Source organism: Streptomyces sp. CA-142005, assembly GCF_050942335.1.
Classification (GTDB): domain Bacteria; phylum Actinomycetota; class Actinomycetes; order Streptomycetales; family Streptomycetaceae; genus Streptomyces.
In genome coordinates this window covers 3,006,357-3,024,065 of the sequence record NZ_CP192078.1, presented here as the reverse complement: position 1 = coordinate 3,024,065, position 17,709 = coordinate 3,006,357, and the positions used below count along the sequence as shown (strand labels likewise).

Here is a 17,709-nt window from a genome sequence, read left to right as displayed (position 1 = left end):
GACTGCGTGTGAGAAGTACGGTGCCGATCCTGCCACGGGGCACCGACAGCCGTGCCCGGAGGGCATACGGGAACTCCGGCACTCTCGGTGAGCGAGGGCAACCCTGCGCAGCCCTCCACTCGGTCCCGGACCGGAGTGTCAGTGCGGCGTGGCAGGATCGGGGACGTGGCAGAGACAGCATCGAAGAAGACCGACAACACCCCCGGCGGTACACGTCCCCGGCTGATGCTCATGGACGGGCACTCGCTGGCCTACCGCGCGTTCTTCGCGCTGCCCGCGGAGAACTTCACGACCGCGACCGGCCAGCCGACGAACGCGATCTACGGCTTCGCGTCGATGCTGGCCAACACACTGCGTGACGAGGCGCCCACGCACTTCGCCGTGGCCTTCGACGTCTCGCGCAAGACCTGGCGCTCGGAGCGGTTCACCGAGTACAAGGCGAACCGTTCCAAGACCCCGGACGAGTTCAAGGGTCAGGTCGAGCTGATCGGCGAGCTCCTCGACGCGATGCACGCCCCGCGCTTCGCCGTGGACGGGTTCGAGGCGGACGACGTCATCGCCACCCTCGCCACCCGGGCCGAGGCCGAGGGCTTCGAGGTGCTGATCGTCACCGGCGACCGCGACTCCTTCCAGCTGGTCACCGACAACATCACCGTGCTGTACCCGACGAAGGGCGTCTCGGAGCTGACCCGGTTCACCCCGGAGAAGGTTTTCGAGAAGTACGGATTGACGCCCGCCCAGTACCCGGACTTCGCGGCCCTGCGCGGCGACCCGTCCGACAACCTCCCCGGCATCCCCGGCGTCGGCGAGAAGACCGCGGCGAAGTGGATCAACCAGTTCGGCTCCTTCGCCGAGCTGGTCGAGCGCGTCGACGAGGTCAAGGGCAAGGCCGGGCAGAACCTCCGCGACCACCTGGAGTCGGTCAAGCTCAACCGCGTCCTCACCGAGCTGGAGCGCCAGGTCGAGCTGCCCAAGGCGGTCGCCGACCTGGAGCGGGCCGCGTACGACCGCAAGGCCGTCTCGATGGTTCTGGACACCCTGGAGATCCGCAACCCGTCGCTGCGCGAGCGTCTCTTCGCCGTCGACCCCGGCTCCGAGGAGGCCGAGGCCACGCCGATCGCCACCGACGGGGTGGAGCTGGACGGCAAGATCCTGCGCACCGGCGAGCTGGCCCCCTGGCTCGCCGAGCACGGCGCGGAGACCCTGGGCGTCGCCACCGTCGACACCTGGGCGCTGGGCGCCGGCTCGGTCGCCGAGGTCGCCCTGGCCGCGGCCGGGGGAGCGGCCGCCTGGTTCGACCCCGCCGAGCTGGACGAGGCCGACGAGAACGCGTTCGCGGCCTGGCTGGCCGACGCCGGCCGCCCCAAGGTGTTGCACAACGCCAAGGGGGCCATGCGTGTCTTCGCCGAGCACGGCTGGTCCGTCGAGGGCGTGTCCATGGACACCGCGCTCGCCGCCTACCTGGTCAAGCCGGGCCGCCGCTCCTTCGACCTGGACGCGCTGTCCCTGGAGTACCTGCACCGCGAGCTGGCGCCCGCCGCCGCGGCCGACGGCCAGCTGGCCTTCGGCGCCGACGAGGGCGCCGAGGCGGAGGCCCTGATGATCCAGGCCCGCGCGGTCCTCGATCTCGGTACGGCCTTCGAGACCCGCCTCGCGGAGGTCGGCGCGGCGGACCTCCTGCGCGACATGGAGCTGCCCACCTCCGCCCTGCTCGCCCGTATGGAGCGGCACGGCATCGCGGCCGACCGCGCGCACCTCGAAGCGATGGAGCAGACGTTCGCCGGTGCGGTGCAGCAGGCCGTGAAGGAGGCCCACGCGGCCGCAGGCCACGAGTTCAACCTGGGCTCGCCCAAGCAGCTCCAGGAGGTCCTCTTCGGCGAGCTGGCCCTGCCGAAGACGAAGAAGACCAAGACCGGCTACACCACGGACGCCGACGCGCTGGCCTGGCTCGCCACCCAGACCGACAACGAACTGCCGGTGATCATGCTCCGCCACCGCGAGCAGGCGAAGCTGCGGGTCACGGTCGAGGGCCTGATCAAGACGATCGCGGGCGACGGCCGTATCCACACCACGTTCAACCAGACGGTGGCCGCGACCGGCCGCCTGTCCTCCACGGACCCCAACCTCCAGAACATCCCGGTCCGCACGGACGAGGGCCGCGCGATCCGCCGCGGCTTCGTGGTCGGCGAGGGCTTCGAGTCCCTGATGACCGCCGACTACAGCCAGATCGAGCTGCGCGTGATGGCCCACCTCTCCGAGGACGAGGGCCTGATCCAGGCCTTCACCTCCGGCGAGGACCTGCACACCACGGCCGCCTCCCAGGTGTTCGGCGTCGAGCCCGCCGCGGTGGACGCGGAGATGCGCCGCAAGATCAAGGCGATGTCGTACGGCCTGGCCTACGGCCTGTCCGCGTTCGGCCTGTCCCAGCAGCTGAACATCGAGGCGGCGGAGGCGCGCGCCCTGATGGACGCCTACTTCGAGCGCTTCGGCGGCGTCCGGGACTACCTTCGCCGGGCGGTCGACGAGGCACGGGCGACGGGCTACACGGCGACGCTCTTCGGCCGCCGCCGCTACCTCCCCGACCTCAACAGCGACAACCGCCAGCGCCGTGAGGCCGCCGAGCGCATGGCCCTCAACGCGCCCATCCAGGGCACGGCCGCCGACATCGTCAAGATCGCCATGCTCAAGGTGGACAGCGCCCTGCGGGCGGCGGACCTGAAGTCCCGCATGCTCCTGCAGGTCCACGACGAAATCGTCCTGGAGATCGCCCCCGGCGAGCGGACGGCCGCCGAGCAGATCGTCCGCCGGGAAATGTCCAGCGCCGTCCACCTCCGGGCCCCCCTGGACGTCTCGGTCGGCGTCGGCCCGGACTGGGAGTCGGCAGCGCACTAGCCCGCGGTGCCCGGGCGGAGGGGGCGTCGCGGCCAAGACCGGCCGCAACGCCCCCTCCGCCCGGGCAGCGGCGCGGCGAGAGGACGTCGGCCCGGACTCCTCCACAGCGACGGCCCCCAGCCCTCACGGCGCTCCCCGGCGGTACCCGATCCCGCCGCAACCTGCGCCCGGGCCCATCTCGCCCCGTGAATCCCCGGGCCCACCCACAGCCCGTCGCGACGCTGCCCAGCCCACCGCGCCACCCCGGGTGCCACCCCCCACGCCACCCCGGCGGTCCCCCCCCGGCACCCCAGGCCCCGCCCAGCCCAACCAACACAAGAACCCGGCAGGGCGCCCACACCAGCAATTCGGCCGAACCCCCGGAGGGACCCGTCACTCACGTGGACCCCGCCAATACGCCCCCCGCCCCTCACAGCCGCAAAACTGCGGGCATGGGTATACGCATGCTTCACCGCCGGACGCCCGAGGCAGACCTCCGGGGCTGGGCGGACACCGTCTCGGCGCAGGCCATGTCCGCCTCGCCGGTCCCGGCCCTCGCGGCCGACGCAAGCACCGCCCGCATCCCCGCCGAGCTGAGCGCGACGGTCCGCAGGGCCGCCACCAACCTCCGGCACGGTCTCGTCGGCCTGTCCGCCCCCGGGGACCGCGCCGCCCCCGACTGGCGCCAGTGGGCCGACCTGGCCCGCGGCTACCTCGCCCTCGCGCTCACCGCGATCCCGAGACGGCGCCCCCGGCGCACCCTCACGGTCTTCGTCGCGTCCCTCACCGAGCGACCGGCCGCCCCGGGCCCGCACCGACCACCCCACCGGGATCACCCGGACCAGCGAGACCCCCAGGACCGTCCGGAACCGGGCCCCGGCGCCACACCCTGACCCCGACGGCGTACAGCACCACGCCCAGGACCAGCCCGGCGCCCACCCCGAAGCACAGGGTGGGCACCAGTTCCCACGGCCGCCCCGGCGCCCCCACGAGCGCCCCCCGGCGCGCCGCCCGCTGCACCGCCCCGGCCACCGCACAGCCCCCGATCACCGCGCCGGCCCACCACCGGTCCCGCACGGACAGCACGGGCACCCCCAGTGGCATCCCGTCCGGCGCGCACCGCAGCGCACGCACGGCGAACACCGCGATCACGACCGCGGCCGCCACGGACGAGCCGTACTGCAGCCACGAGAACAGCGGCATGCCCGCCACCCGGCCCCGCCCGATGGCCGGAACGAGCCGCGTCCCCCACCGCCCGTGATGCGTGAACGCGTCCCACACCACATGGGTCAGCGCACCCAGCACCGCGGAGACGTACCACCGCACCACCGTGACCGGACGTGTACGCGCGCGTGGCGCACCGCAGCGCAGCAGTACGGCCGGCCGCCCCTGCCGGCCCCGGGGCAGCAGCGCGAGCAACGGCTCGCGGACGAGCAGCCACAGTCCCACCAGCGCCCAGGAGATGAGCACGTCGACCGTGAAGACCCCGGCGAACGCGTGCGTGACCGCGCCGAATTCCATGCCACCCGGAAGGATATTCGCCGCGTAGTAGGTCATGTCGGGCGCGAAGGAGCCCGCGACGAGCACCGCCGGCACCAGCGTGCCGCGGCCGGTCCCGTCCCGGCGGACCGCGGGCAGCACGGCGGCCGCATGGCTGAGTGTGAACGGCAACAGAGCCCCCAGGAACGGTCGTCGGCCGTGGCGCCGGGCCGGTGATCACATCCGTCCAGTATCCGCCGACCAGGTCCGTCCGGTGCGCGGGACCGCCTTCCGGGAAGTTCGTGTCAACGACAGTTGGCCAACGGGTGAAAACCGGGCGCGAACGGGTCCCGACGCAAAGCAAGTTGTCGTAGGGTCACCTGCGGCGTGCCCTCCGGGGCGCGTGGCCGAACACACGTCGCACAAACGGAAGGGCGTCACAGGGGCAACCAGAACACCGGGTCAACCGTCACACCAGGGCGAGGCAGGCAGACGGAGAAGGACGCACGGAGTCCACAGGAGGGGTTCACTCGATGGCGGCGCATTTCGGAAAGCGGCTGCGCAAGGGGGCGGCGACCACCGCCGTGGCCGCGGCGGCGGTCGCGGCACTGTCCGCGTCCCAGGCTCCGGGAACGCCCGGCGAGGACCACGGCAGACCGGCGACGGCCGGCGCCTCCGCCCCCGTACCCGACGCGGCCTCCGACGGCAACGCCACCGGCAACTCGCCGTACTACACGGACCTGCCGCCGCTCAACAGCCCCGACCCCAGCCCCTCGCCGACCGCCACCGGCACCCCCGTCGCCCAGGGCGACGCCGAGGCCGGCATCCCGGCGACGGTCCTCGACGCCTACAAGAAGGCCGAGGCCGAACTGCGTTCCGCCAAGCCCGGCTGCAACCTGCCCTGGCAGCTGCTCGCCGCGATCGGCAAGGTCGAGTCGGGCCAGGCCCGCGGCGGCCGGGTCGACGCCGACGGCACCACGATCGGCCGGATCCTGGGCCCGGCGCTCGACGGCAACGGCTTCGCGCTCATCAAGGACACCGACCACGGCGTCTACGACGGCAACACCGAGTACGACCAGGCCGTCGGCCCCATGCAGTTCATCCCGTCGACCTGGGCCTGGGCGGGCCGCGACGGCAACGGCGACGGCAAGAAGGACCCCAACAACGTCTACGACGCCGCCCTGGCCGCCGGCCACTACCTGTGCCGCAACGGCTGGGACCTCTCGCACGAGGGCAACCTGCACAGCGCGATCCTCAGCTACAACAACTCGCAGGACTACCTGAACACCGTCCTGTCGTGGCTGGAGTACTACCGCAAGGGCACCCACTCCGTGCCCGACGGCACCGGCGACGTGCCCACCCACCGCAGCGACGACGGCAGCCCGCACGCCCAGTCCCCTGGGCACTCGAAGGCGCCGAAGCCCAAGCCCGACCCGAAGCCCAGCACGCCCGGCGGCGGGAGCGGAAGCCCCAGCCCGACCCCGCCGAAGCCGCCCGTCCCGCCGACGCCCCCGCAGACCCCCACCGACACCGTGGACCACCTTCAGGACGCGGGCACCGCCAAGCTCACCGCGATGGCCGGGCACGCCTTCACCGAACGGATCGGCACCCGCGCAGAGACCAAGGCCGGCAAGGCCGTCGCCAAGGTCAGGATCCGGTTCACCATCACCGGGGACACCGACGCCACCTTCGCCGGCGGCGAGACCGTGGCCACGGTCGCCACCGACGCCGAGGGCGTCGCCCTCGCCCCTGCCCTCCAGGCGGGCGAGAAGACCGGCGACTTCACGGTCATGGCCACCGTCGTGGGCCGCACGGTCAAGGGCGTCGCCTACCCGGTCACCGTCACCGAGCGCGCCGCCGACACCCTGGCGCGCACCAGCGACACTCCGCTGACCTGCACCCCGGGCGGCGAATTCGCCGACCAGGTCCAGGTGAAGGCGACGTACAAGGGCGCCGTCGCGGACAAGGTGGCGGCCACCGCCACCCTGATCACGTCCGACACCGACGCCACCGAGAACGACAAGGGCCCGTACTTCAAGGACGCCGACGGCAAGACCGTACGCACCCTCACCGGCCTCAAGACGGACGACAAGGGCCTGCTGACCCTGCCGAAGCTCTACGCGGACGACACCACCGGCACCTTCCTGCTGCGCATCACCACCGCCGGCGGGGCGACGCTCACCGTCGAGCTGAAGGTCGCGGCCGCGGACTCCTCGGCGAGCCCGTCCCCGTCCCCGAGCCCGTCCGCCTCCTGACACCACGCGCACCGGCAGGGCGCCTTTCCCGCACCGGCGGGGAGGGCGCCCTCGTTCGTGCGTGCACCGCTGTTCTCATCTCACCCGCCCGTTGCTACGGTGCCGAACCTGACGAGCCATCAGAAAACTGTCAGGACACGACCGTCCGCCGGGAGGCCCGTATGCGCGCCCTGATCGCCGCCGCCACCGGTCTCGCCCTCGCGCTCGCCCTGGTCCTGGCGATGACCGCCCTGGGTACGCCGACGAGCCGGACATCCCCCAAGCCGCTGCTGACGACGGTGCCCTCGCACCCCTAGCCGCGCCCGTCCCGGAGGGAGGCCTTCCATGCGCCGCAAGGCAAGCCTGGTCCTGCTGGCCTGCGCCGTCTTCTGCGCGGCGCTCGCCCCGCTCATGCGCTGGTACGCCTTCCCGCGCCTGGCCAGGATTCCCGCCGACCAGTACCAGGACATGGTCCTGGAGGCCAAGGGCGCCACCCTTCTCGACTACGGCACGATGCGCGCGCGGAAGGTCTCCAAGGTCACCATCGTGCAGACCCTCAAGGGCGATGTGGCGGCCGCGAAGAGGATCGAGAGGACGGCGGGCCGGCCGGTCGTGGTCTGGGACGGCCTGTCCTACGTCCAGGGCCCCGACGGCAAGATGGTCTCCAAGGTCCCCGAGCGCTACATCTTCGACGCCCACAGCCAGGACCCCGTGCACGCCACCGGCGAGACGGTCGACGGCGACCCGGTCACCCGCCGGGGCATCGAGTTCAAGTGGCCGTTCCTGACGCAGAAACGCGACTACGAGTACTTCGACGCGCAGACCCGCACCACCGGCCCCATCCACTACAAGGGCACCCGGACCTTCCGCGGCCTGGAGGTCTACTACTTCGAACAGACCATCCCCTGGACCAAGGTCGCCCTGCCGAAGACCATGCCCGTCCAGGGCATCACACCGGAATCGGTCGCCAGGACCGGCACCACCCGCTGGTACAGCACCGTCCGCAGGTTCTGGGTCGAACCCGTCACCGGAGCGCCCGTCTACGGCGAGGAGCTCCACAAGGAGGAACTGCGCGGCGGCACCCTGCTCGGCGGCCGGGACAGGGTCACGGCGTTCGCCGGGGACGTGAAGATGCGCGAGGACTACATCGAGCACACGGTCGCCCTGGTCAAGCACAACCGCACCCTGGTGCTGCTGCTCACCTCGTACGTCCCCTGGGGCTCCCTCGCCACGGGCTTCCTGCTCCTGGCCCTCTCCCTCTGCCTGGAGGCCCGCGCCCGCCGCCCCCAGGACCCGGCACCCACGGAACCCGCCGCACCCGAACCCGTCAGCGCCTGAGCCGCGCGTTGGTGTGCCGGGTGGGCTCGGCCGTCGCCGGGTCCTCGGGCCACGGATGCTTCGGATAGCGCCCGCGCAGCTCGGCCCGTACACCCCGGTAGCCGTCCCGCCAGAAGGAGGCGAGGTCGGCCGTGACGGCGGCGGGCCGCCCGGCGGGGGAGAGCAGGTGCACGAGCAGCGGCACGCCCGCGACGGCCGGCGTCTCGCGCAGCCCGAACATCTCCTGCAGCTTCACCGCGAGCACGGGCCGCTCCGGATCCCGATAGTCGATCCGGATCCTGGACCCACTCGGTACGGTGATCCGCTCGGGCGCCAGCTCGTCCAGCCGCGCGGCCTCACCGGTCGCCCACGGCAGCAACCGTGCCAGTGCCTGCCCGGCGTCGATCCGGCCGAGATCGGCCCGCCGCCGGGCCCGGCCCAGCTCCGGCTCCAGCCAGTCGTCCACGCGCGCGTGCAGCGCGTCGTCGGACACGTCCGGCCACGGCTCACCCACGCGGGCGTGCAGAAACGCGAGCCGCTGCCGCAACACCTCCGCCTCCGGCGACCAGCGCAGCAGCCCGGGCCCTTCCTGCCGCAGCCCGTCGAGCAGGGCCCCGCGTACGAGCGCGGGATCGGCGTCCTTCAGCGGCCGTACGGCCAGCTCGATGGCGCCGAGCCGTTCGACACGCCGGGCCACGACGTCGCCGTCGGCCCAGTGGACCTCGTCCCGCTCGTCGAGCAGGGTCCCGGCGGCGGCGAGTGCCACGCCCTCGTCGACGGCGGCTCCGAGCAGCACACGCGCGTGCCCCTTCCCGGCGGGCCGGTCGGCCACGGCGACGACGATCCAGGGCGCACCCCGCAACGCCGACCCGTCACCCAACTCGGCCCGCGTGCCGGAGGCCATCAGATACGACCCGCCGTCGCGCTTGGCCACCCGCTCGGGAAAGGCGAGCGCGGCGACGACCCCGGCGAGCCGCTCGTCACCGGTACCCGGTCCGACCTCAAGGGCACTTTCCGCCTGACGGCCGCCGGCGGGCCGGTGGGAAGAACCCTCCGAGACGGCCCGCAGCCGCCGTACCTCCGCGGCCCACCGCCCCGCATAGGCGTCACCCCCGCGCCGCGCACGACGCAACGCACCGGCGAGATCGTCCCCGTAATCCCGCGGCACCTCTTCGGAGAGCAGGGCGACAACCTCCGCACCCCCACCACCGGTGTCCAACAGGGCCCGCCCGAGCCGAGGGTGTACCCCCAGCCGAGCCAGACGCACACCCACCGGCGTCGCCCGGCCGGCGGAGTCCACCGCGCCGACGGCCGACAGGACCTCCCGCGCCGCCGCCATCGCCCCACCCGGCGGAGGATCGAGCAACGCCAGCCCGGAGGCGTCCGGATCGCCCCAGCAAGCCGTCTGCAGGGCGAACGCGGTGAGGTCGGCCACCTTGATCTCCGGCGCCGGAAACGCCGGCAGACGCCCGTCCTCGGCCTCGGACCAGCACCGGTACACCGCCCCCGGCGCCTCCCGTCCGGCCCGCCCCGCCCGCTGCCGCCCGGCCGCCCGCGACGCCCGTACCGTCGTCAGGCCGCTCAGCCCGCGCGCGTGGTCCACCCTCGGCTCCCGCGCCAGCCCCGAGTCCACCACCACGCGCACCCCGGGCACCGTCAGCGAGGACTCCGCCACCGAGGTCGCCAGCACCACCCGGCGGCGCGCCGCCGGCGCCAGCACCGCGTCCTGCACGGCGGCCGGCGCCCGCCCGTGCACCTGGAGCACGTCGATGTCCCCCACATCGCCGAGTTGGCCCGCCACGCGCGCGATCTCGCCCACGCCGGGCAGGAAGCACAGCACGTCCCCGTCCCGCTCGGCCAGCGCCCGCCGCACCACCGACGTCACATGGGCCAGCAGCGCGGGGTCGACCCGCATCCCGTGCGGCGGCCGTACCGGGCGCACCGCAGGCGCCCACACCACCTCCACCGGGTGCGCGACGCCCTCCGCCTCGACCACCGGCGCCCCGCCCAGCAGCCGCGCCCAGCCCTCGGCGTCGGTCGTCGCCGACGCGGCCACCAGCCGCAGCTCCGGCCGCAGCGCCTGCCGTACGTCCCACAGGAACGCGGCCGCCGTGTCGGCGTCCAGATGCCGCTCGTGGCACTCGTCGAGGACCACGACGTCGACACCCGGCAGCTCCTGGTCCCGTTGCAGCCGCTGCAGCAGCACACCGGTCGTCACGACCTCCACGCGCGTGTGCCGCCCCACGGCCCGTTCGCCGCGCACCGTGAAGCCGACGCTCTCGCCGGGCTTCCCGCCCAGCAGCCAGGCCATCCGCCGGGCCGCCGCCCGCGCCGCGATCCGGCGCGGCTCGGCCACCACGACACGCCGGGCGGGCCCGCCCCCGACCAGCCCCGCCAGCACGAGCGGCACCAGCGTCGTCTTGCCGGTGCCGGGCGGCGCCACGAGCACGGCGGTGCCGCCGTCCTCCAGGGCCGCGGTCAGGGCGGGCAGGGCCGAGCGCACGGGCAGCGCGTCCAGGGCGTCGTAACGGATCACGCCCCTAGTGTCGTACGACGGCGAAAAACGGCCCTCACGCGCGCGTGCACGTGTGTACGAGTCGGGAGGTCAGTCTCGCTCGCACACGAAGATCGCCGTCCCCGGGATCAGATTGCCCCGCAGCGGGGACCAGCCGCCCCACTCCGAGGTGTTCCAGGCCGGCCACTCCGGCTCCAGCAGGTCCACCAGGCGGAAACCGGACGCCACGATGTCCCGGACCCGGTCGCCGATCGTCCTGTGGTGTTCGACGTAGACCGCGCGGCCCTCCTCGTCCTGCTCCACGTAGGGCGTGCGGTCGAAGTAGGAGGAGGACACCGACAGGCCCTCGGGGCCCGGCTCGTCCGGGAACGCCCAGCGGATCGGGTGCGTCACCGAGAACACGAACCGGCCACCCGGCCGCAGCACCCGGCGCACCTCGCGCAGCACCAGCCGCGGGTCGGCGACGAAGGGCAGCGCCCCGTACGCGGAGCAGGCCAGGTCGAAGGAGCCGTCCGCGAAGGGCAGCGCGCCGGCGTCCGCACAGACCAGCGGAAACGATCCGCCGATGCGCAGGGCGTGCTGCAGCTGGCGGTGCGAGAGGTCCAGGGCCACCGGGCGGGCCCCCTGGGCGGCCAGCCAGCGCGCGCACTGCGCCGCGCCCGCACCGATCTCCAGGACGTCCTTGCCCTTCAGCTCCTCCGGCGGGCCGAGCAGCTCGGCCTCCACCTCGTCCAGGCCCTCCGGCCCCCACACGAAGCGGTCGTCGCCGAGGAAGGTGCCGTGCTCGACCTGGTACTCGTCTGCGTTGCGATCCCACCAGCCCCGGTTGGCCCGTGCGCTCTCCGCGACACCGGCGTCACGGCGTGTCGCCTCCGGCTCGAACGCCTCGGTTCCCTCGGGCTCGTACGTTTCCGGCTCTTGGATGACGGGCTCCCTCGTCGTACTCTTCCGTCCAACCCGCCGGGGCTCGTCACGGAAGCGGTCCCCAAGGCCTGCGTGGCCTCCAGGGACGTTTCTTCTGCCGGTTATGGGGCGATCTGCCCCGGGTGTGCGCCTTCGCGCATTGACCATGTCCGGCTGCCCCCGTATGCTACAAGTTGCGCTGCGGGCCTGCGCACCTCAGACGGAGCAGGCTGCGCTCGCATCTGTTGTATGTCCCCTCGGTTCTCGAGGCGCCACCGGGCACCCGGTGTCCATTTGGTGGCGCTTCCTTGGCTGTCCGGCTTCTGCAGAGCGAAACGGGCTCCCGGCGTAAGCAGTGCCTACGACTTCAATGTCCGTACCGGAGCCCTTTCCCACATGACGAGCAGCACCGAGACCACCGCCACCACCCCGCAGGTAGCGGTCAACGACATCGGTAACGAGGAAGCCTTCCTCGCAGCGATCGACGAGACGATCAAGTACTTCAACGACGGCGACATCGTCGACGGCGTCATCGTGAAGGTCGACCGGGACGAGGTCCTGCTCGACATCGGTTACAAGACCGAAGGTGTCATCCCGAGCCGCGAGCTCTCGATCAAGCACGACGTCGACCCGAACGAGGTCGTGGCCGTCGGCGACGAGATCGAGGCCCTGGTCCTCCAGAAGGAGGACAAGGAAGGCCGCCTGATCCTCTCGAAGAAGCGCGCCCAGTACGAGCGTGCCTGGGGCACCATCGAGAAGATCAAGGAAGAGGACGGCATCGTCACCGGTACCGTCATCGAGGTCGTCAAGGGTGGTCTCATCCTCGACATCGGCCTCCGTGGCTTCCTTCCGGCCTCCCTGGTCGAGATGCGCCGCGTCCGCGACCTTCAGCCGTACGTCGGCAAGGAGCTCGAGGCCAAGATCATCGAGCTGGACAAGAACCGCAACAACGTGGTCCTGTCCCGCCGCGCCTGGCTCGAGCAGACCCAGTCCGAGGTCCGCCAGACGTTCCTCACGACCCTCCAGAAGGGTCAGGTCCGCTCCGGCGTCGTCTCCTCGATCGTCAACTTCGGTGCCTTCGTGGACCTGGGTGGCGTCGACGGTCTGGTCCACGTTTCCGAGCTGTCCTGGAAGCACATCGACCACCCGTCCGAGGTCGTCGAGGTCGGCCAGGAGGTCACCGTCGAGGTTCTCGACGTCGACATGGACCGCGAGCGCGTCTCCCTGTCGCTGAAGGCGACCCAGGAAGACCCGTGGCAGCAGTTCGCCCGCACCCACCAGATCGGCCAGGTCGTGCCCGGCAAGGTCACGAAGCTGGTGCCGTTCGGTGCGTTCGTCCGCGTGGACGAGGGCATCGAGGGTCTGGTCCACATCTCCGAGCTGGCCGAGCGCCACGTGGAGATCCCGGAGCAGGTCGTCCAGGTCAACGACGAGATCTTCGTCAAGGTCATCGACATCGACCTCGAGCGTCGTCGCATCAGCCTCTCGCTGAAGCAGGCCAACGAGTCCTTCGGTGCCGACCCGGCCTCGGTCGAGTTCGACCCGACCCTGTACGGCATGGCCGCGTCCTACGACGACCAGGGCAACTACATCTACCCCGAGGGCTTCGACCCGGAGACCAACGACTGGCTGCCGGGCTACGAGAAGCAGCGCGAGGAGTGGGAGCGCCAGTACGCCGAGGCGCAGGCCCGCTTCGAGCAGCACCAGCAGCAGGTCATCAAGTCCCGCGAGGCCGACGCCGCTGCCGCGGCCGAGGGCGGCGAGGCTGCGGCTCCGGCCGCGACCGGCGGTTCGTACTCCTCCGAGGGCGCGGACACCTCCGGTGCGCTGGCCTCGGACGAGGCGCTGGCCGCGCTGCGCGAGAAGCTCGCCGGTGGCCAGAGCTGAACGCTGCCGCTGAGGGTTAGCCGATAGCTGGTTCTGAGGGGCCGTACCTTTCCGGGTGCGGCCCCTCAGGCGTGTTCGGGGTGGCCCGGTCGTCGTTTCGCTGCGGGAGCGTCGTGGCTTGTCGCGCAGTTCCCCGCGCCCCTGGGGAGTTGTCGTACCGTCTCTCGAGAACGCTGATCAGCGGCGTCTCACGGGAATGCCCCCGCTCCACGACGCGTTGTCGATGAACGAACACGAGGAGGAGCGGTCACAGTGCTTGATCCGCAGGGTTTGTACGCATGGGAGCCGAAGGGCCTCGCCGTCGTCGACATGGCGCTCGCCCAGGAGTCGGCCGGCCTTGTCATGCTCTACCACTTCGACGGATACATCGACGCGGGCGAGACCGGCGACCAGATCGTCGACGGACTGCTCGACTCACTGCCCCACCAGCTCGTCGCCCGGTTCGACCACGACCGGCTCGTGGACTACCGGGCCCGCCGGCCCCTGCTGACCTTCAAGCGGGACCGCTGGACCGACTACGAGGTCCCGGCCATCGAGGTCCGCCTCGTCCAGGACACCACGGGCGCCCCCTTCCTGCTGCTCTCCGGACCCGAACCGGACGTGGAGTGGGAGCGGTTCGCGGCAGCCGTACGGCAGATCGTCGAGCGGCTCGGCGTGCGCCTCTCCGTGAACTTCCACGGCATCCCCATGGGCGTCCCGCACACCCGCCCCGTGGGTCTCACCCCGCACGGCAACCGCTCCGACCTCGTCCCGGGCCACCGCAGCCCCTTCGAGGAGGCCCAGGTGCCCGGCAGCGCCGAGTCGCTGCTGGAGTACCGCCTGATGGAGGCCGGCCACGACGTCCTGGGCGTCGCCGCGCACGTCCCGCACTACATCGCCCGTTCGCCGTACCCGGACGCCGCCCTGACCGTCCTGGAGGCCATCACGGCCGCCACCGGGCTGGTCCTCCCGGGCGTCGCGCACTCGCTGCGCACGGACGCGTACCGCACCCAGACGGAGATCGACCGCCAGATCCAGGAGGGCGACGAGGAGCTCACCGCACTCGTCCAGGGCCTGGAGCACCAGTACGACGCCGCCGCGGGCGCCGAGACCCGGGGCAACATGCTCGCCGAGCCGGTGGACATCCCGTCGGCCGACGAGATCGGGCGCGAGTTCGAGCGGTTCCTGGCGGAGCGCGAAGGCGAGAACTGACCTCCCCGGGGCCCGCTGTCAGCGGCAGGGCCTAAGCTTCCGGTCATGCTGAAAGTGGGCCTGACCGGTGGGATCGGCGCCGGCAAGAGCGAGGTGTCACGGCTGCTCGTGGAGCACGGGGCCGTGCTGATCGACGCGGACCGCATCGCACGCGAGGTCGTGGCGCCGGGCACCCCCGGCCTCGCCGCCGTGGTCGAGGCCTTCGGCGAGGACGTCCTCACCGCGGACGGCAGCCTGGACCGGCCCAAGCTCGGCTCGATCGTCTTCGCCGACCCGGAGAAGCTCGCCCTCCTCAACTCGATCGTGCACCCCTTGGTGGGCGCCCGCTCCCGGGAGCTGGAGGAGGCCGCGGCCGCCGACGCCGTGGTGATCCACGACGTGCCCCTCCTCACCGAGAACGGCCTGGCGCCGCTGTACGACCTGGTGATCGTCGTGGACGCGAGCCCCGAGACCCAGCTCGACCGGCTGGTCCGGCTGCGCGGGATGACCGAGGAGGACGCACGCGCGCGTATGGCCGCGCAGGCGACCCGCGAGCAGCGCAGACGGATCGCGGACATCCTGATCGACAACGACGTACCACTGGACGCGCTGCACAAGCGCGTCACCGAGGTGTGGGAGGACCTCGTACGGCGGGCGCGCGAGGGTACCACTGAGTAGCGCCGGAATAGCGGCCCTCCCCGCAGGCGTTGAATGGGTGCAGTGAGGGAAGGACTCTGCCGTGCCCGAGACCAGCGGTTCCACCGGACGTACTCCGGAGACGCATGTCATCGACTTCCGTGCAGCCGAGCATCTGCTCAACTCACGGGACCCGAGGGGTGCGGTGAAGCTGCTCGACCCAGTCATCGCCGCGCACCCGGAGAACACCGCGGCCCGGCTGCTGCGCGCGCGTGCGTTCTTCGCCGCGGCACAACTGCGGCCCGCCGAGCTGGAGTTCACGATCGTGCTGGAGCGCGAGCCGGACAACGCGTTCGCGCACTTCGCACTGGCCCGCACCTACGAACGCCAGGGCCGCCCCGACCAGGCCAAACGCCATTTCCGTCTCGCTGCCGCACTGGACCCGAACCCGCAGTACCTGAAGGCGGCACGCTTCGACGACTGACCCTCTGGCGAGCGAGCGACCGAGTCGGCCGTGCCGTGCGTAGGGCCGGTCAGGGAAGCCGGTGCCGCGGCGGACCCGGGAACGGCGCTCCGCCCTCCGGCGGCCGGTACGGCGGCACGTCACGGCCCGGCTGATAGTGCGGGCCCTGCCGGATGTGCCTGACGATCATGGCCATGTCGACGGTGACCACCAGCCACAGCACCCCGCAGGCCACTGCCCAGCCGGGGCGCCCGAGGAGTGCGAACGCCACCGTGCCGAAGACCGCCCAGACCAGCCCCCACACGGACAGCCAGAACCGCGCCCGCAGAGCACTGCGCGCGGTCGCCGGTTCACTGCCCGTACGCATCGGACCACCACTCCTGCTTGCAACGTACTCTTCGCTGACCACGCACACCAACGGCGCTCGACCGTTGCTCGTCGAAGGGGGTTCTCTTGCTGCCGGACGCCGACGACCTGCCCGAACTGCTCCTCGACCTGGCCGTGCCGCACGAGGACATCAACGTCCTGGTGGCCGGGCGGCGCCGGGTGACCGGTGACCCGGGAGTGCTGAGACTCCTGGAGGAGTGCGTCGAGGAGCTGCTGAGCGATCCGGAGGAGGTCGACCGCACACCCGAGCTCGCCGGACTCCTCGACGCGGCGCCGCCCGAGCTGGCCGGCGTCTTCGCCGTGTACGTCTTCGTCGCCGCGGCCCCGCACACCCTCGCCCGGCACCGGGAACGCGGCATCCCGCCCGAGGTCTCCCGGCACACCCTGGCCGACCTGGGCCGCCAGATGGCCGTGCACCGCAGACGGCACGGTACGACCGGCGTGCAGTCGCGGCGCTGGCTCGTCCGTCACTTCCGGGGCGAACTGTTCCAGCTGGGCCGGCTGCAGTTCGAGCGGGCACGGCTCGGGCAGCGCACGGCTCCCGTGCTCGCGGCGGCCGGCCTGGACGCGCTCCCCGGCACGCCCTGCCTCAACCTGCACATCCCCGACTTCCACGGTCCGCTGAACCCGTCCGCCTGCGACCGCTCCCTGGCCCGGGCCCGCGAGTTCTTCGCCGTGCACTTCCCCGAGGAACGGCCGGTGGCCGCACTGTGCCACTCCTGGCTGCTCGACCCGCAGTTGAAGCGGTACCTGCCGGCCGACTCCAACATCATCCGCTTCCAGGACCGGTTCCGTACCGTCCGTGAGGACACCGAACCGGCCGACACCGAACCCGTCCAGTTCGTCTTCGGCGACCCCGACCTCCCGGCCGCGGAGCTGCCCGCCCGCACGTCCGTGGAACGGGCCGTGGGGGACCATCTGCGGGCGGGCGGCCACTGGTACATCGGGCGCGGCTGGTTTCCGTTCCCGGCGCGATAGCGAGGACCACGCGAGGAGCGCGGACCAGGCCGCCGAACCGCACTGAGCCGAGCCGAACAGCGGTGGCTAACTCGAACGAGTGAACTGCGGTCGGACGGGAACGGCCGTGCGAGGGCGGGCCGTTGTTCGGGCATGACGGTCGAGATGCGTGAGGGATACGAGGGCACGGGACCCGGTGCGATCACCCCGGACGGCTGCGCGGTCGAGCTGTACGAGCGGCTGCCGGTCGGCGACGAGCCGGACATCATCGCCGCGGCGGTACCGGCCGGGGCGCACATCCTGGAGCTGGGCAGCGGAGTGGGCCGGATGACCCATCCCCTGCTCGAGCGCGGTTTCACGGTCACGGCGGTGGACGAGTCCGCCGACATGCTGAGCCGGATCCGCGGGGCGCGCACGATATGCGGCCCCATCGAGCAACTGGATCTGGAGGGCGAAGAGTTCGACGTGGTGATGCTCGCGTCGTTCCTTGTGCACGCCGGGGACGAGGAGGTGCGCAGGGGCATGCTGCGTACCTGCGCCCGGCACGTGGCGAAGGGCGGCTGCGTGCTCATCCAGCGGGAGGGCGAGGACTACCACACGAACGTGCCCAGGGAGCGGGCCGACCCGAGCGGCTTCACCGTGCGGATCGTCTCCTCGGAGCCGCTCGGCAACGGAGCGAACTCGGTGCATGTCGAGTACGACTTCCCGGACGTGCGCTGGACCCAGACGTTCCGGGCCCGGCCGCTGACCAAGGAGCAGTTCGAGTCGGCACTGGAGGAAGCGGGGCTGGAGGTGGACGCGTATCTGACACCGGACCGGACCTGGGTGCGGGCGGTGCCGAAGGCATAGCGGGCGGACGGTCGCACAGGGTGGCCGGAAGAGCGATGAGT

The 17,709-nt window shown here is 72.1% G+C and carries 15 protein-coding genes; 11 read left to right on the top strand and 4 right to left on the bottom strand.

Annotated elements, in window-relative coordinates; genetic code table 11:
• The first annotated feature begins 165 nt into the window (after positions 1-165).
• Together polA and ACQPXS_RS14425 are read left to right on the top strand one after the other, a co-directional pair.
• Positions 166-2,892, top strand: a complete 2,727-nt coding sequence (gene polA / locus ACQPXS_RS14430) for a DNA polymerase I (RefSeq protein ID WP_433449587.1) — start codon at positions 166-168, stop codon at positions 2,890-2,892.
• A 431-nt stretch (positions 2,893-3,323) separates the two neighbouring features.
• Positions 3,324-3,764, top strand: coding sequence for a hypothetical protein (locus tag ACQPXS_RS14425; protein WP_433449586.1), 441 nt, complete (start codon positions 3,324-3,326; stop codon positions 3,762-3,764).
• Here the strand turns inward: ACQPXS_RS14425 and ACQPXS_RS14420 are convergent.
• The gene (locus ACQPXS_RS14420; RefSeq protein WP_433449583.1) at positions 3,655-4,542 is read right to left on the bottom strand and encodes a DUF4184 family protein; all 888 of its coding nucleotides are present in this window, start codon (positions 4,540-4,542) and stop codon (positions 3,655-3,657) included. The two genes, ACQPXS_RS14425 and ACQPXS_RS14420, sit on opposite strands and share 110 nt — an antisense overlap.
• Positions 4,543-4,883: 341 nt before the next feature.
• Here ACQPXS_RS14420 and ACQPXS_RS14415 point away from each other — a divergent pair, with 341 nt between their 5' ends.
• The 3 genes from ACQPXS_RS14415 (at position 4,884) to ACQPXS_RS14405 (ending at position 7,922) form a co-directional block, all read left to right on the top strand.
• Positions 4,884-6,605: a lytic murein transglycosylase gene (locus ACQPXS_RS14415; RefSeq protein ID WP_433449582.1), complete on the top strand. Its 1,722-nt coding sequence runs from the start codon at positions 4,884-4,886 to the stop codon at positions 6,603-6,605.
• A 161-nt stretch (positions 6,606-6,766) separates the two neighbouring features.
• A complete protein-coding gene (locus ACQPXS_RS14410; protein ID WP_433449580.1) occupies positions 6,767-6,901 on the top strand; it encodes an SPW_0924 family protein in 135 nt (44 codons plus the stop codon).
• Positions 6,902-6,929: 28 nt separating this feature from the next.
• The gene (locus ACQPXS_RS14405) at positions 6,930-7,922 is read left to right on the top strand and encodes a DUF3068 domain-containing protein (protein ID WP_433449579.1); all 993 of its coding nucleotides are present in this window, start codon (positions 6,930-6,932) and stop codon (positions 7,920-7,922) included.
• Here the strand turns inward: ACQPXS_RS14405 and hrpB are convergent.
• Entirely contained in the window at positions 7,912-10,437 is a 2,526-nt protein-coding gene (gene hrpB, locus ACQPXS_RS14400; protein ID WP_433449577.1) for an ATP-dependent helicase HrpB, read from the bottom strand. The genes ACQPXS_RS14405 and hrpB overlap by 11 nt on opposite strands.
• A gap of 69 nt (positions 10,438-10,506) precedes the next feature.
• Positions 10,507-11,487 carry a class I SAM-dependent methyltransferase gene (locus ACQPXS_RS14395; protein WP_433449576.1) on the bottom strand — a complete coding sequence of 327 codons (981 nt, stop codon included), beginning with the start codon at positions 11,485-11,487 and terminating at the stop codon, positions 10,507-10,509.
• Between the two features lie 228 nt (positions 11,488-11,715).
• Between ACQPXS_RS14395 and rpsA the strand changes: the two genes are divergently transcribed.
• The 4 genes from rpsA (at position 11,716) to ACQPXS_RS14375 (ending at position 15,496) form a co-directional block, all read left to right on the top strand.
• Entirely contained in the window at positions 11,716-13,206 is a 1,491-nt protein-coding gene (gene rpsA / locus ACQPXS_RS14390; protein ID WP_023551529.1) for a 30S ribosomal protein S1, read from the top strand.
• 252 nt (positions 13,207-13,458) lie between these two features.
• Positions 13,459-14,397, top strand: coding sequence for a PAC2 family protein (locus ACQPXS_RS14385; protein ID WP_433449575.1), 939 nt, complete (start codon positions 13,459-13,461; stop codon positions 14,395-14,397).
• A 45-nt stretch (positions 14,398-14,442) separates the two neighbouring features.
• The gene (gene coaE, locus ACQPXS_RS14380; protein WP_433449573.1) at positions 14,443-15,054 is read left to right on the top strand and encodes a dephospho-CoA kinase; all 612 of its coding nucleotides are present in this window, start codon (positions 14,443-14,445) and stop codon (positions 15,052-15,054) included.
• Positions 15,055-15,115: 61 nt separating this feature from the next.
• The gene (locus ACQPXS_RS14375) at positions 15,116-15,496 is read left to right on the top strand and encodes a tetratricopeptide repeat protein (RefSeq protein WP_351800663.1); all 381 of its coding nucleotides are present in this window, start codon (positions 15,116-15,118) and stop codon (positions 15,494-15,496) included.
• Positions 15,497-15,545: 49 nt separating this feature from the next.
• On the opposite strand, the gene ACQPXS_RS14370 is transcribed toward ACQPXS_RS14375, so the two are convergent.
• On the bottom strand, positions 15,546-15,842 hold the full coding sequence (locus ACQPXS_RS14370) for a DUF6343 family protein (RefSeq protein WP_433449571.1): 297 nt from the start codon (positions 15,840-15,842) through the stop codon (positions 15,546-15,548).
• 86 nt (positions 15,843-15,928) lie between these two features.
• Between ACQPXS_RS14370 and ACQPXS_RS14365 the strand changes: the two genes are divergently transcribed.
• Together ACQPXS_RS14365 and ACQPXS_RS14360 are read left to right on the top strand one after the other, a co-directional pair.
• Complete coding sequence (locus ACQPXS_RS14365) at positions 15,929-16,840, top strand: acyltransferase domain-containing protein (RefSeq protein WP_433449569.1); 912 nt, start codon at positions 15,929-15,931, stop codon at positions 16,838-16,840.
• A gap of 132 nt (positions 16,841-16,972) precedes the next feature.
• Positions 16,973-17,668 (top strand): class I SAM-dependent methyltransferase, encoded by a 696-nt coding sequence (locus ACQPXS_RS14360; protein ID WP_433449568.1) that lies wholly within the window; start codon positions 16,973-16,975, stop codon positions 17,666-17,668.
• The last annotated feature ends 41 nt before the right edge of the window (positions 17,669-17,709 follow it).

Bases quoted from the DNA above. Each gene is read 5' to 3' on its own strand.
- ACQPXS_RS14410 (WP_433449580.1), top strand. From the start codon at position 6,767: ATGCGCGCCCTGATCGCCGCCGCCACCGGTCTCGCCCTCGCGCTCGCC.
- ACQPXS_RS14370 (WP_433449571.1), bottom strand. From the start codon at position 15,842: ATGCGTACGGGCAGTGAACCGGCGACCGCGCGCAGTGCTCTGCGGGCG.
- ACQPXS_RS14360 (WP_433449568.1), top strand. From the start codon at position 16,973: ATGACGGTCGAGATGCGTGAGGGATACGAGGGCACGGGACCCGGTGCG.
- ACQPXS_RS14415 (WP_433449582.1), top strand. From the start codon at position 4,884: ATGGCGGCGCATTTCGGAAAGCGGCTGCGCAAGGGGGCGGCGACCACC.
- coaE (WP_433449573.1), top strand. From the start codon at position 14,443: ATGCTGAAAGTGGGCCTGACCGGTGGGATCGGCGCCGGCAAGAGCGAG.
- ACQPXS_RS14395 (WP_433449576.1), bottom strand. From the start codon at position 11,487: ATGGTCAATGCGCGAAGGCGCACACCCGGGGCAGATCGCCCCATAACC.
- ACQPXS_RS14405 (WP_433449579.1), top strand. From the start codon at position 6,930: ATGCGCCGCAAGGCAAGCCTGGTCCTGCTGGCCTGCGCCGTCTTCTGC.
- ACQPXS_RS14425 (WP_433449586.1), top strand. From the start codon at position 3,324: ATGGGTATACGCATGCTTCACCGCCGGACGCCCGAGGCAGACCTCCGG.
- rpsA (WP_023551529.1), top strand. From the start codon at position 11,716: ATGACGAGCAGCACCGAGACCACCGCCACCACCCCGCAGGTAGCGGTC.